Genomic DNA, 13,877 nt, shown 5'->3' with positions numbered 1-13,877 from the left:
GGGCAAAAACATCCGGCGAAAGTCCAGTAAATTAGATTCCCGCGTAACGCACCAATTCTTAGAATTAGAAAATGGTGCGTTACGGCGGACAGATAAATTAACCCTGGGAAATCACAAATCATCGCCGCCTAACACACCCTACCTGACTCCCCGCAAGGGGATTAAAACCCGAAGGAATGTCCTGTAGGGGTTTGGTTTCCAAACCCCTCCCCCTCCAGGGTTGGGTGACCAAACCCCTACGAGGTTTTTTGAGATGTTCGCGATCGAGAGTTGCTTGATAAAATTGTCCCGACGATCGCCCCTCCCGAAAGCGACCCCGCCGTTTCCTACGCCATCTCCAACCACCTTAAGATCTTTAAGATCTGCATCAGTTTTTTTGCAGGTGCGTTTGATGAGTTTTCCGATAGCATGGGAAGCAATCGTGCCTTCCCTCGCGATCGCAGCTCGATCCAGCACTCGGCGATCGCCCGTCCTCGCTCAACTCGATCGCACCTGCCATGACAGATATTAGCCCTCTGATTCCTTCCTCCCAACTCCCCCTGTGGGGCAAACGGATTTTAGTCACCGCCCCGCGCAATTACGCCATTCGCTTCGCCGCCGAAATTGCCCGTCGCGGCGGCTTTCCCCTATTGATGCCCACCATCGAAACCCGGGCCTTAAGCTGCACCGACGCCCTCGACGACGCCTTACAACACCTGCCGGACTTCGACTGGATCGCCTTCACCAGTCGCAACAGCATCGAAGCCGTTTACGAACGGATGCAGGCCCTGCACATTCCCCTGCGCCACCTCGACCGTCCCTGTTCCTGCGCCATTGCCAAAGACGCCGAACGCCTTGCCGAATTTGGATTGAGCGTCGATCTGATTCCCGGCGAATCCAGTCCCGGAGGGATCGTCGCCGAACTCGGGAAAGTCGCCGACATCGAAGGACAGAACATCCTCGTTCCCGTCCCCGAAATCGTCGGCTTTCGCGAACCGGAAGTCGTGCCCAACTTCATCGCCGGGTTGGAAAATCTCGGCTTGCAAGTGACTCGGGTCAACGCCTACACCACCGCCGTCATCGATCCGGCCTGTTATCAAGTCGAATTAGAATTATTGAAATCCGGTAAACTCGACGCGATCGCCTTCAGCAGCAGCGCCGAAATCGAAGCCCTATTAACCGTCGTCTCCCCATCGGACCTAAACCCCTACGCGATCGCCTGTTTTGGTCCCTACACCGCCCACCACGCCAAAACCTGCGGCTTAAACGTCGCCATTGTCGCCCGCGATTACAGTTCCTTCGTCGGATTTGCCACCGAAATCGCCGCGCACTTCCAACCCGTCCCCGCCCTCGCCTAAAGCCCCGATCCAGCCGGGCGCGATCGATCGCCCGATCTTCCCCTTTGCCATCTCGGCGAAGGGGATCGCTGATTTTGAGCGGGCGATCGCCAAAGCAACCAGCACTCTACTATAAGCTAAAAGTGCAATTCACTATTTCACTGGTCAATGGGCAACAGTAGCACCCTCCTCGAACAAGCTTGGGAACGATTGCAAGACTCGATTATTTATTATTACGATCGCCCCGTCGGAACCGTTGCCGCCTGCGATCCGCATGTATCCGCACTCAACTACGATCAGTGCTTCATCCGCGATTTTGTCTCCTCTGCCTTAGTCTTTTTGCTCAAAGGACAAACTGAAATTGTCCGAAACTTCCTCATCCAAACCTTAAAACTGCAAATCAAAGAGAGACAACTCGAATTTTTAGAACCCGGTCGCGGTTTAATGCCCGCCAGTTTTAAAGTCGTCCACGCCAAAGAAGAACAAGTCTTAAAAGCCGATTTTGGCGACCACGCGATCGGTCGAGTCACCCCGGTAGACTCCTGTTTGTGGTGGATGTTCCTCTTGCGCGCCTACGTCAAAGCCACCGGAGAAATATCCCTCGCCCACCAGCCAGATTTTCAACGGGGCATCCGCTTAATTATGGAACTGTGCTTGATCGCGCGGTTTGATTTATACCCCACCTTACTCGTTCCCGACGGTGCCTGCGCCATTGACCGCCGCATGGGGATTAACGGGCATCCGGTCGAGATTCAATCCCTCTTTTTCGCCGCCTTACAAGCCGCCAGAGAACTGTTATTAGATAACGAACAAAACTCCTATACCAATCAAGCGGTCAAACATCGCTTAAAACCCCTCGCCCATCACTTGCGCCATCATTATTGGCTGGATTTAGAACGATTAAATATTATCTATCGCTATAAAGGGGAAGAATACGGCGAAGAAGCCCTCAATCAGTTTAATATTTATTCCAATTCGATTCCTTACGACCAACTCAGTCGCTGGTTACCCGAAGGCGGCGGGTATTTAGCGGGAAACTTAGGTCCGTCCCTGTTAGACTGTCGGTTTTTCAGTGCGGGAAACTTGATGGCGGTGATGGCGTCGATGACCACGATCGCCCAATCCCAGGGAATTATGAAAACTTTCGAGCAACGCTGGAGCGATTTAATCGGTCAGATGCCCGTGAAAATGTGCTTTCCGGCGTTAAAAGACCGCGACTGGGAGTTACTGACCGGATGCGACCCGAAAAACCGCCCCTGGTCCTATCATAATGGCGGCAATTGGCCCGTCCTGTTGTGGATGTTGACCGCCGCCGCCATCAAAACCGATCGCGCCGACTTAGCGAAACGGGCGATCGCGATCGCGGGCGATCGGCTGCAAAAAGACGAGTGGCCCGAATATTACGACGGTAAAAATGGGCGCTTAATCGGTAAAGAAGCGAGAAAATATCAAACTTGGACGATTTCCGGCTTTCTGCTGTCCGAACTGCTGATCGAAGACCCCCACTATTTAGACTGGATTACCTTCGATCCGGCCCCGGAAGTAGACGGCGACGGCGAAACCTAACGGGTGACAGCTTGGGGCGATCGTTCCGGCGATCGTCCCAAGCCCCGAAGCGAATTCAAAATCAGCCCATGCAAAAAACCCGGCAGCTTTTTATCGCTACCGGGTTTCTTCAAGTAAGTGGCGGGAGGCGGATTTGAACCACCGACCTTCGGGTTATGAGCCCGACGAGCTACCAGACTGCTCTATCCCGCGTCGCCTCAGCTAGTATAACCAAATCCTTTCTGATTTGACAACCCCTAAATTTGCTTTTTTTGGGAAAATTCCTGATTTTGGCAACTTTTCCGCGACACTTTAAAGGCTGAAAGTCAAAGATGACAAGCTTTTGAGCAATTTAGAAATTTCCCGAAAAATTGCTTCGACCCGATCGCGGACGAGCCATATTCCGCAATAAGCCATCCAAAACCGGGCGATCCAAAACCGGGGGATCCAAAAAAGAGGAGAGTGATGCGAACTCTCCTCTTTTTTTGAACTGAGTTGAACTGAGAACAAACAACAACTCTACTCGTTCTACTTTACGCGGAGCGCGATCGCTACACTTTCGCCTCTTCCTTCACCAACCGATCCCAGCCGAGATCCTTGAGATTGTTGTTGCGGCGTAGGGGACGAGTCACCAACTCCAGAATATCCCGGGCATTCGTAAAGCCGTGAATCTGAGCGAAAGTAAACTCTACCGACCACTTCGTACTGATTCCGCGCGCCTCCAACGGATTCGCGTGGGCCATTCCCGTAATCACCAAATCCGGTTGCATCTGTTGAATCCGTTGCAGTTGGTTGTAGTTATCCGGTTTTTCGATAATCTTCGGCACCGGAACCCCCATTTGGTGGCACGTTTCCTCTAATAACTTGAGTTCCGCACCTTGGTAGCGCTTGTCCATATAAGGAATGCCGATTTCCGGACAAGTCATCCCGCAACGAATCAAGAAACGGGCGAGGGAAATTTCTAACAAATTATCGCCCATAAAATAAACCGACTTACCGCGAATCAATTGGACGTAATCCTCTAAATTCGCCCAAATTTGAGCTTCCCGTTCCTCCAGCCCTTGCGGTTCGATCCCGAAGACCGAGCAAATTTTCTCAATCCACGCCCGCGTTCCATCGGGTCCGATAGGGAACGGCGCGCCGATTAACTTGCACTTGCGACGGCGCATAAAGGTCGTCGCGGTACGGCTGAGGAAAGGATTGACGCCGCAAGCATAATATCCTTCTTCAATAACCGGGAGTTCGGTGTAGCGTTTGGACGGCAACCAACCGGAAACGGCAATCCCTTGTTTCTTCAGTTCCAAGCTTAACTGGGTGACCACCGGATCGGGGAGCGAACCAAACAGAACCAAAGGCGGGTGATTGCCATATTCGGTTTCGGTTTCCGGTGAGTCTTGTTCGTTTTTGCGCCCGAAGCTGAGCAGTTTTTGAATGGCGTTGCGCTCTTGCTTCTCTTCTTCTTTATCCACCTTACTCGGACACCGTTGCACCATCGCGGCGAGTACGGTATCTTCGCCTTGAGTAAAGGCATAGTCCAAGCCATTTGCACGGGCCACCACGATCGGAATTCCGATTTCGCTTTCCAGCTTCGGCGCTAGACCTTCGAGGTCCATTTTAATAATTTCAGTAGTGCAAGTGCCGATCCAAACGATGACGCTGGGATTGCGATCGCGTTTGATCTGCAAGCACAAGCGTTTCAACTCTTCATAATCGTTGAGTTGAGCGGAAATATCACCTTCTTCGAGTTCCGCCATTGCATAACGCGGTTCGGCGAAGATCATCACTCCCATCGCATTTTGGAGGAAGTAGCCGCAGGTTTTGGTTCCGATCACCAAAAAAAAGCTATCTTCAATCTTCTGATAAAGCCACGCCACGCAGCTAATCGGACAAAACGTGTGATAATTGCCAGTTTCGCACTCAAAGGTCAGCGCTTCAGATTGGGCCACACTCATGGAATAATTCTCCTCTCGTGTACAAATGGCTAGCCAAAAATTGGCTCAATTAACTTACAAGTCAGACAACATATTCGACATATCGCGATCGTCGTCATCGGACTCAATTTCATCAGCTAGGGCGTCGAGATCCACATCGGCAAAGTCATCGTCGTCCGAGTCGGATTCGCCTAACGCATCTAAATCGATATCGCTCAAGTCATCCTCGTCCGAATCGGATTCGCCTAACGCATCTAAATCGATATCGCTCAAGTCATCCTCGTCCGAATCGGATTCCCCTAACGCATCCAAGTCCATATCGCCGAAATCGTCGTTGTCAGACTCGGACATTCCAAACGGATTTTCATCAAATCCAGGTTCTTCAGACTCGGACTCGCCGAATCCTTCGAGGTCGATATCCCCGAAGCCTTCGTCTTCAGAAGTTTCGCTTTCTTCGAGACCGCCGAGGTCCATATCCCCGAAGCCTTCGTCGTCTTCAGAAGTTTCACTTTCTTCGAGACCGCCGAGGTCCATATCCCCAAAGCCTTCGTCTTCAGACTCGGACTCGCCTAATCCTTCGAGGTCCATATCCCCAAAGGCTTCGTCGTCTTCAGAAGTTTCGCTTTCTTCGAGACCGCCGAGGTCCATATCCCCGAAGCCTTCGTCGTCTTCAGAAGTTTCACTTTCTTCGAGACCGCCGAGGTCCATATCCCCAAAGCCTTCGTCTTCAGACTCGGACTCGCCTAATCCTTCGAGGTCCATATCGCCGAAGCCTTCGTCTTCTTCGGAAGTTTCGCTTTCTTCGAGACCGCCGAGGTCCATGTCCCCAAAGGCTTCTTCTTCGGAAGTTTCGCTTTCTTCGAGACTGCCGAGGTCCATATCCCCAAAGCCTTCGTCTTCGGAAGTTTCTTCAACACCGACCGCGACGACTTCTTCGATCCCGTCGATTTCCTCTTCCTCTAAACCTTCGAGAGCTGTGGATTCCTCTTCAAAGGAGGCGACTTCCGATTCGCCAAACCCTTCGATCGCCTCTTCCTCGAAATCTTCATCGCTGGCGACGTCACCAAATACCGCAGTGGCAACGGCAACCGCCGTATCGGTTTCGCCTTCTTCTCCCTCATCCTCCGTCGGCCAACTGTCCTCGGCCATCTCTGGCATTTCTGCTTCGATGCTGGGCGGAGGGCTGACCGCTTCGGTCGATGGTTCTGGGGTTCTGCCGCTAGCGAGATCGGGGTCGAAGTTCAATCCCAATACTTCAATCAGCTTGTCCGCTTCGGGATTGAGTTGCGAGAAGGGATACATCAACTGCGCTAGCTTGGGTTCCAGGACGTTCATGACTCCCAAGATGAAGTAGGAAGGAGGTCGCCGACCCCCATCTGGGGTCTTCACTGCTGCCGATTTTAAGTGCAGCATCAACCAGTCGCGGTTGTCTTGGAAATACTGCACCCACTTTTGCTTGAGGGCGGCAGTAAAGTCTTCAAAAAAAGCCATAATCTCTATTTCCCAGGGTTGCTGAAATCAATGACGATCGAGCGTTTTTAGTGTTTTAAGACGCACACTCTTGTCCTGCATCATAACTGCTTTCTCAGCAACCCTTCGATCCTGAAATTAAATTAAGCTGAATCGATTACACCATCATCAGATCTTCTTCTTCAGCGACGGGGGCGGGGGCTTTGGCGGGATTGAGGTAGAAGTCGGACAGCAAGCTGAACAGGTCGCGATCGGGAGATTCGCTGGGAACGACGCCCTCGGGTTGGGCCAGGATTTGATCGGCAATGTTGAGGTAGTAGTCGCACACGGGTTTGAGTGAGGGATCGCTGTCCGCCATCTCGAATAAGGTTTTGCCTTTGACCCGGGAAATGCGGATGTCTTCGATCAGGGGCAAAATCTCCAACACGGGCATCGGGACGGTTTCGACGTATTTATCGATCAGGTCGCGTTTCGAGGTGCGGTTGCCGATCAGTCCGGCGAGACGCAAGGGATGAGTCCGGGCTTTTTCGCGGACGGAGGCGGCGATCCGATTGGCGGCGAATAGGGCGTCAAAGCCGTTGTCGGTGACAATCATGCAGTAGTCGGCGTAGTTGAGGGGCGCCGCAAAGCCGCCACAGACGACGTCGCCGAGAACGTCGAAGAGGATGACGTCGTATTCGTCAAAGGCGTTGAGTTCTTTCAGCAGTTTTACGGTTTCCCCGACGACGTAGCCGCCACAACCCGCACCCGCCGGGGGTCCACCTGCTTCGACACAATCGACTCCGGCATAGCCTTTGTAGATGACGTCTTCGGGCCAGACGTCTTCGTAGTGAAAGTCTTTTTCTTGCAGGGTGTCGATGATCGTGGGAATCAGATATCCGGTGAGGGTGAAGGTGCTGTCGTGTTTGGGGTCGCAACCAATTTGCAAGACTTTTTTGCCGCGTTTGGCCAGGGCTACTGAAATATTGCAACTGGTGGTGGATTTGCCGATGCCGCCTTTTCCGTAAACTGCGAGTTTCACTACTGTGCTTCTCCTTAATGCTTGCTTGTCAAAATTGCGATCGCTGTCGAATCAAGTTTGAATCGCCTTGAATCCCTTCCTGGGAAAGGGGGCTGTTTTTCTCGTTGAGTGCATTATTGTCCGATTTTTTGTTTCAGGTAAAGGGCTTCTGATTCTGTTTGAGCGCTTTAGAAGGTCTTGGGAATGATAAGTAGAATCATAAAGGTACAAATTGCTGTTTTATCTATTTTTAAATTTATTTTTATCTTTAAAATTTATTTTTAGTACTTTTTTTAATAAAAAGAGTTACAATATAAAAAATAAACGATCGCCCCCAAAAGGCCGAGCCGTTGATTTGGGCTGAGGGGGCGACGAGGGAAGCGCTGGGAGGGTCATGAGAAGGGCGATCGCCCGATCGCCCGCCTCCGAATTTCCACTTAAAAGCCCTCTGAGTGACTGGGGTTTGAGGGGGATTGTCGAAGACTTAACGGCAGTGACGGGCGATCGCCCGGGTCGATCGACAGTTTTGTTAAGAATGATCAATTTTCGAGAAACTGAAGGCCGATCGCCCGATTTAGAGGGGTTTGTAGGTATTTTGACCGAGGCGATTCTCCTGGGGAGACCCACTCAAATTTTGAGAAACCACCGCCGTCGGTACATCAAATAGAGGACGACCCACCAAAACAGAACCATGGTCAGGGCGATCGCCAGCGACCCGTTCAACTCCCCCGCCCAAGGAACGAAAAGATGTTCGTACATCCAGGTATAGAGACTGGGGGCCTCCTCCCCGGAACCGACGCGGGCGAGGAGTAAAATCCGGGCGAGGAATGCGGAGGCGACAAATAGAAAAATCGAGTTTAAGCCCATCACTTCAAAGGGAAACGCCCACCGCCGTCGGCGCCGTACTTCGATCAGTTCGTAACACAAGGCGAGTAGCAGTAACGACCATCCCGCCGCGTAGAGGACAAACGAACTCGTCCATAACTGCTTGTTAATGGGGAAGAAGACGCCCCACAAACGACCGACCACGAGGGCGCATAAAGCGGCGATCGCCAGTTGCAGACTGGTTTGACTCGTCATCGGCTGCTGGCGCAACCAATCCCCGGTGAAATAACCGAAAATCAGGGTAATCGTGGCGGGTAAGGTACTCAACAGCCCTTCCGGGTCGAAGTTCCCTTTCCCTAAGAGATGGGAAGGAGTGAGCAAGAGGCGATCGAGATAGGCGACTAGGGTCCCTTCTCCCTTGGGGGAGAGATCTCCGGGGCCGTAACCGGGAACGGGAATCCAGGTGAGGGCCGCCCAATAGCCCAGGAGGATCGCCGCGCAAAAAATGACCAGTTGGCGACGGTTGAGGCGGAGAATGGCGATCGCGCCGATCCCGTAAGCGAGGGCAATACGCTGCAAAACACCCATAATTCGCAGGGTACTCAAATCGATCGCCTCGCCGTGATGTAACGCTTGCACGACAATGACAAAGATATTGGGTAGTAGACCGAGGACAAACAGAATCGGGACGCGACGGGCAATTTTCCAGTAGACCGACGGATCGATCGCCTCGCGATCGCCAAACTTGGCAAAAGAAAAGGCGATCGCCACCCCGGAGATAAAGATAAATGCAGGAAAAACCAGATCGGTCGGGGTGAAGCCATGCCATTCGGCGTGACGCAAAGGGGGATAAACGTGCTGCCAACTACCGGGGTTGTTGACGAGAATCATACTGGCGATCGCGAGACCGCGAAAAACGTCAAGAGAGGTTAGGCGCATAGTTGGAGAATAGAAGAACTCGGGAGTCAGAAGGTCGTAGCGTACTGTACGCGAGTGCTTCTCTCCCTGCTGTCAATCTAAAATCTAAAATCTAAAATCCAAACATCCCAAATCCCGATTGAATTTTTCTACAATAGATGAGTTTTTCGATGCCGCCCTTCGCCATGACCCGCCCGTTAGAAACTATCCTCGATCGCGCCGCGAACGGAGAGCCGATCTCTCCAGAAGACGGCGTCATCTTACTGCAACAAACCGAACCGGAGGCGATCGCCCAGATTCGCCACAGTGCCGATCGCCTGCGCCAACGACAAGCGGGAGAGACCGTCACTTATGTTATCAATCGCAATATCAATTTCACCAATATTTGCGAACAACACTGTAACTTTTGTGCCTTTCGACGAGATGCAGATAGCGAGGGTGCATTTTGGCTCGATTTCGAGCAAATTTTAGAAAAAGCGACGGACGCGACGCGGCGAGGGGCGACGGAAATCTGTATGCAAGGGGGGTTAAATCCCCAAGCGAAAATCGACGGCAAATCCTTGCCCTATTATGTCGAACTGGTTCGCACGATTAAAACCGAGTTGCCGACATTACACCTGCACGCCTTTTCGCCGCAAGAAATCGAATTTATCGCCCGCGAAGACGATATTTCCTACGATTGCGCGATCGCTGTCTTGCGCGAAGCCGGGGTCGATTCGATGCCGGGAACGGCGGCGGAAGTGCTAGACGATCTCGTGCGACGGGTGATTTGCCCGGAAAAACTCGACAGTCAAACGTGGCTCGAAATCGTCGAAACGGCCCATCGGTTGGGAATGCCAACCACCAGTACGATGTTGTGCGGTCATATCGAAACGGCGTCACAGCAAATCGCCCATCTCGATCGCCTGCGATCGTTGCAACAGCGCGCGATCGCCCGTTTGTCTGCCGCCCGCATCAGCGAATTTATTTTACTGCCGTTTGTCGGCGCCCAGGCTCCCAGCAGCCTCAGACGGCGGGTGGGACGGGAGCAACCGAGTTTGAGCGCGACTCTATTGCTGACGGCGGTTTCGCGTCTTTTCCTCGGCGAGGCGATCGCCAACCACCAACCCAGTTGGGTCAAACTCGGACTGGACGGGGCGACCGAAGCCCTCCAGTGGGGATGTAACGATCTCGGCGGGACGTTAATGGAAGAACACATTACCACGATGGCCGGAGCCCGGGGTGGCACCTGCATGGAACCGGAACGCCTACAAGGGGCGATCGCCTCCATCGGTCGCCCGTTTGCCCAACGCGATACCCTCTATCGGCGGTTATCCGAACCCGTCCTTTGTTAGGCGAAAGGCGTATGGTTCTCCCTCGGCGACGATGACGCTTGAAAAAGCGGCAACGGGCGATCGCAACCACCGATCCTTGCACGGTTTAATCGAAATCGAAGCTTGCAAATTGGAGTAGACGGTGATGGATGGGAAATGGAAACACGCGATCGCCTTTACCGGACTGGTTCCCTTATTGGCTGCGGGAGTCGGAGACGCCGAACCCTTACGACAACCGAGCTTGAGCGAAATTATCGCCGCCTGTCGCGACGGCCAAACGGCGAGTTTGCCGTTGCCCTATACCGACGTTCCCGCCAATCACTGGAGCCGTCCGGCACTGAGTGAGATTTATTATTGCGGCGCCGATCGCCTCGACCCCGAACGGGGAGTGTTAACGCGATTGCTCTCGACCCCGGACACGATCGCGATCGAGGGGAGAGAAATTAGGCTCGATGTCTTTCTCTGGCGCGATTTCATGCCGATGGCAGATACGAAGTTGCAAGGAACATTAACATTGCGGACCGTACAAGGCGATCGCCTCCCGGATAATGTGGAGATCGATCGGGTCTGGTTGGTCAACGGCGATCGGGTTTGGGAAACTCAGCCGACCGGAGAAGAGAGAAACAATCCGCCAGAGTTGAACGAAGCGATCGTCCGTCGCGGTCCGACCTGGGAGGTCGGTTCGTCCGTGGAAACGGTAGTCCAATTGCGCGATCGCCTCACCGGACAAACTTATTTACTCAAAGGCGCGAATGCAGTTGTTGAAGCGACCTACTAAAATCTTGTGGGGCGAGTCACATCGGCGCCCATCGATCGCCGATCCAAACCATCTCTTCCCCCACTCCCGATTCCCTCACTCTAAAGTCTAAATTCTAAACTCTAAACTTTTGCCTCCCCTGAAACTTTATCCGGAGCGATCGCGCCCTCGAACGAATGGAGCATAGCTAGAGAAGTCAGATCCCCGTATTGATAGCTCAAATACGGGAAAGGGTCTGTTTCCATCGACCCCGATCTATTGTCGAGTTAGCGCTATCAGATGCTCAAGCAAATTTTTAAAGCACTCCCCCTAACGATCGCGTCGATTGGTCTGGCTAGTCCGATCTGGGCGCTCCCGAGTCCCAATGCAGACGGCGATTACATGCCTGCAAGGGAATATCACAGCACTTGGCGTGTCGTCGATCCCGACCCTGCCGGATTGAACTGTCGCACCCATCCGATCGGACACCCGAGAGGAGACCGCATTTTAGCGCGATTGCCTGCGGGAACGCGCGTCGAAGCCGTCGGGCGCGATCGCGATACCCGCGAAATTGCCCTGCAAAATGGCAATCCTTGGTTAAATGTGAGACTGAACGACGGCACCCGGTGCTGGGTTCGCGCCCATCGCAAGTACGTCCAGGCGATCGCCGGACTGTCCGAAGTCGATGTCGCCGATAGCGACCCCGAGGAGAATTATTGGAACGCTCGCCTTCACCAGTTCTGGCGCGTCATCGATCCCGATCCGGAGGGGTTGAACTGTCGTCGCGCTCCCGGCGTCGATTTTTCCGTGGTGGGTAAGTTATATAAAAATCAGACTATTTCTCCCAGTTCGGCCTATTCCGAACCGATTCAAATCGACCCCCAACGACAACCGTGGATGGCGGTCCAAGTTCAGGGGAAAAACTGTTTTATTCGCGCTCATTCATTCTTTATCGAACCCGTTCCCTAGACCCTTCGATCCGTTGAGAAAAATCTTGGCCTCCCCACTCGTGCGGGCGGGCTTTTTTTTGGAGTGAGAGGAGTTTTTAGTCCGGGCGATCGCCGTAGGTTTGACCGCCGTGTGAAGCCCATGCACGCAGAGAAAACGGGAGAAATTAACGGACTCATTCCTCGATCGCCAGTTGTGTCGCTTGAGAAAACATGTTTCACTCGTTTTCGATCGATTGATTTCGAGGCGATCGTCGTTGCCGATCGTCACAATATCGGTCAAATTAGACCAAAAATTGCGAGATATCTTCGCCACATTCATCGGCTAAATAACATAACGAACGAAAGCGCAAACCGACAAACTGCTCGTAAAAAGGATTGAGCTTACACAAGGGCGGAATGTGCAACAAACGACGACCTAAGAGGGTAATATCGCGCTCGAACGGACATTGCGCCGGAATCAACTGACATAAAACACGAGCCAATTTCGGATTATCAATTTTGAGATTGTCGAGAAATTCTTGAGCTTTTTGGAAGAGAGCGGGTTGTTGGTTCATCGGTTGAATCGTTTGCACGATCTTTAGTCTCCTTACAACGAACTTTTGTTTGCTTTAATCTCAATTTAACAAGCACGACCGTATAGATCAAGGTTTTTCTAATAGAAAAACTTAATCTCGATTATTAAAACTTATATATTTTTGGAGCGGGGCGCCTTCCCCAACCGATCGCTGCAAGGGAACCCGGTCGAGGCGCCTGGCGGGGGTCGTCGCTCAAAAGCGTCCCTTCCGGTTGCATTTCTGGCACATCCCGGTGACGATCGCCAGATGCAAAGGCTAGGCTAGCGTCAGTATGCGCTATGCACGAGCGATTCCCCCAACAGCTATGACACCAGAACTGGCCATCGATACGCGCGGATTGACGAAACAATTCGACCGTCAAATCGCGGTCAACGACGTAGATTTACAAGTCGCTTGCGGCGAAGTCTACGGATTGATCGGACCCAACGGCGCCGGAAAAACGACCTTAATCCGGATGTTGGCAACCGCAGAAGAACCGACCAAAGGTGAAATCTATATCAATGGCGAACACCTGCGCCGCGACAGTGACAATCCCACTCTCAAACGCCATCTGGGTTACTTACCCGACGACTTCCCTTTATATGACGATTTAACCGTTTGGGACTATCTCGATTACTTTGCACGCCTGTACTACTTGCGCCAACCGCGACGCCGACAACGACTGTACGAAGTGTTGGAATTGGTGCAACTGGGGAACAAACGCAACAGTTTGATTTCTACCCTGTCTCGGGGGATGAAACAGCGTTTGAGTTTGGCGCGCACGATTATTCACGAACCGATTTTATTGTTACTCGACGAACCCGTTTCCGGTTTAGATCCGATCGCCCGGATGCAGTTTCGCGAGATTATTAAAGTCTTGCGCGAAGCAGGCATGACGATTTTAATTTCTTCCCATGTATTGAGCGATTTGGCCGAACTGTGTACTTCCGTCGGCATTATGGAATTGGGATATTTGGTGGAAAGTGCTTCGCTCAAAGAACTTTACAAACGCTTGAGCCGTCAGCAAATTATCATCCGCAGTTTGGGTAAGCTAGAGGCATTAGAAAGCGAATTGAGAAATTGTTCTCACGTGGAGAGCTGGGAACTTGACAAACAAGGCGACGGCTTGCGGGTTCATTTTTCGGGAACTCCGGAAGACAGTGCCGAGTTGTTACGATCGCTCGTCGCTGTAGGAATTCCACTCTCGGAGTTTCATTGTACCCAAGAAGATCTCGAAACCATTTTCCTCAAACTCGGTCACCAGCAAGCCTCTTGATCGCCGTTGGGGAACGGGTCGCGCTAACTGATAGAAAATAGAG

The 13,877-nt window shown here is 52.4% G+C and carries 12 protein-coding genes and 1 tRNA gene; 7 read left to right on the top strand and 6 right to left on the bottom strand.

The window, feature by feature from the left end:
• Positions 1 to 270: 270 nt before the first annotated feature.
• From JJD41_RS02500 to JJD41_RS02490, 3 genes are all read left to right on the top strand, one after another.
• Complete coding sequence (locus JJD41_RS02500) at positions 271 to 501, top strand: hypothetical protein (protein ID WP_200664566.1); 231 nt, start codon at positions 271 to 273, stop codon at positions 499 to 501.
• Positions 498 to 1,337 carry a uroporphyrinogen-III synthase gene (locus JJD41_RS02495; RefSeq protein WP_234488475.1) on the top strand — a complete coding sequence of 280 codons (840 nt, stop codon included), beginning with the start codon at positions 498 to 500 and terminating at the stop codon, positions 1,335 to 1,337. The genes JJD41_RS02500 and JJD41_RS02495 overlap by 4 nt, the downstream gene beginning before the upstream one ends.
• A gap of 147 nt (positions 1,338 to 1,484) precedes the next feature.
• Positions 1,485 to 2,882 carry a glycoside hydrolase 100 family protein gene (locus JJD41_RS02490; protein WP_200664565.1) on the top strand — a complete coding sequence of 466 codons (1,398 nt, stop codon included), beginning with the start codon at positions 1,485 to 1,487 and terminating at the stop codon, positions 2,880 to 2,882.
• Positions 2,883 to 3,000: 118 nt separating this feature from the next.
• On the opposite strand, the gene JJD41_RS02485 is transcribed toward JJD41_RS02490, so the two are convergent.
• The 5 genes from JJD41_RS02485 to JJD41_RS02465 form a co-directional block, all read right to left on the bottom strand.
• Positions 3,001 to 3,074, bottom strand: a tRNA-Met gene (locus tag JJD41_RS02485).
• Positions 3,075 to 3,412: 338 nt separating this feature from the next.
• Entirely contained in the window at positions 3,413 to 4,813 is a 1,401-nt protein-coding gene (locus tag JJD41_RS02480) for a ferredoxin:protochlorophyllide reductase (ATP-dependent) subunit N (RefSeq protein WP_200664564.1), read from the bottom strand.
• A gap of 54 nt (positions 4,814 to 4,867) precedes the next feature.
• Complete coding sequence (locus JJD41_RS02475) at positions 4,868 to 6,283, bottom strand: DUF5331 domain-containing protein (protein WP_200664563.1); 1,416 nt, start codon at positions 6,281 to 6,283, stop codon at positions 4,868 to 4,870.
• A 136-nt stretch (positions 6,284 to 6,419) separates the two neighbouring features.
• Entirely contained in the window at positions 6,420 to 7,283 is an 864-nt protein-coding gene (bchL, locus tag JJD41_RS02470; RefSeq protein ID WP_168569775.1) for a ferredoxin:protochlorophyllide reductase (ATP-dependent) iron-sulfur ATP-binding protein, read from the bottom strand.
• Positions 7,284 to 7,889: 606 nt separating this feature from the next.
• Positions 7,890 to 9,026, bottom strand: a complete 1,137-nt coding sequence (locus JJD41_RS02465) for an acyltransferase family protein (RefSeq protein WP_200664562.1) — start codon at positions 9,024 to 9,026, stop codon at positions 7,890 to 7,892.
• Between the two features lie 137 nt (positions 9,027 to 9,163).
• Here JJD41_RS02465 and cofH point away from each other — a divergent pair, with 137 nt between their 5' ends.
• The 3 genes from cofH to JJD41_RS02450 all read left to right on the top strand — a co-directional run bounded on the left by cofH (position 9,164) and on the right by JJD41_RS02450 (position 12,023).
• Positions 9,164 to 10,339, top strand: a complete 1,176-nt coding sequence (gene cofH, locus JJD41_RS02460; RefSeq protein WP_234488474.1) for a 7,8-didemethyl-8-hydroxy-5-deazariboflavin synthase subunit CofH — start codon at positions 9,164 to 9,166, stop codon at positions 10,337 to 10,339.
• 124 nt (positions 10,340 to 10,463) lie between these two features.
• Entirely contained in the window at positions 10,464 to 11,096 is a 633-nt protein-coding gene (locus tag JJD41_RS02455) for a hypothetical protein (protein ID WP_200664561.1), read from the top strand.
• A gap of 258 nt (positions 11,097 to 11,354) precedes the next feature.
• The gene (locus tag JJD41_RS02450; protein ID WP_200664560.1) at positions 11,355 to 12,023 is read left to right on the top strand and encodes an SH3 domain-containing protein; all 669 of its coding nucleotides are present in this window, start codon (positions 11,355 to 11,357) and stop codon (positions 12,021 to 12,023) included.
• A gap of 262 nt (positions 12,024 to 12,285) precedes the next feature.
• Here the strand turns inward: JJD41_RS02450 and JJD41_RS02445 are convergent, their stop codons facing one another.
• The gene (locus JJD41_RS02445; RefSeq protein ID WP_370583701.1) at positions 12,286 to 12,576 is read right to left on the bottom strand and encodes a Mo-dependent nitrogenase C-terminal domain-containing protein; all 291 of its coding nucleotides are present in this window, start codon (positions 12,574 to 12,576) and stop codon (positions 12,286 to 12,288) included.
• Between the two features lie 307 nt (positions 12,577 to 12,883).
• On the opposite strand from JJD41_RS02445, the gene JJD41_RS02440 reads away from it, so the two are divergent.
• A complete protein-coding gene (locus JJD41_RS02440) occupies positions 12,884 to 13,834 on the top strand; it encodes an ABC transporter ATP-binding protein (protein WP_200664559.1) in 951 nt (316 codons plus the stop codon).
• Positions 13,835 to 13,877 lie beyond the last annotated feature (43 nt).

Origin of the sequence: Oxynema mangrovii CENA135 (assembly GCF_016632315.1) — a bacterium.
Taxonomy (GTDB): domain Bacteria; phylum Cyanobacteriota; class Cyanobacteriia; order Cyanobacteriales; family Laspinemataceae; genus Oxynema; species Oxynema aestuarii.
The sequence above is the reverse complement of the archived record's forward strand: the minus strand, read 5'-3'. Positions and strand labels throughout refer to the sequence as shown.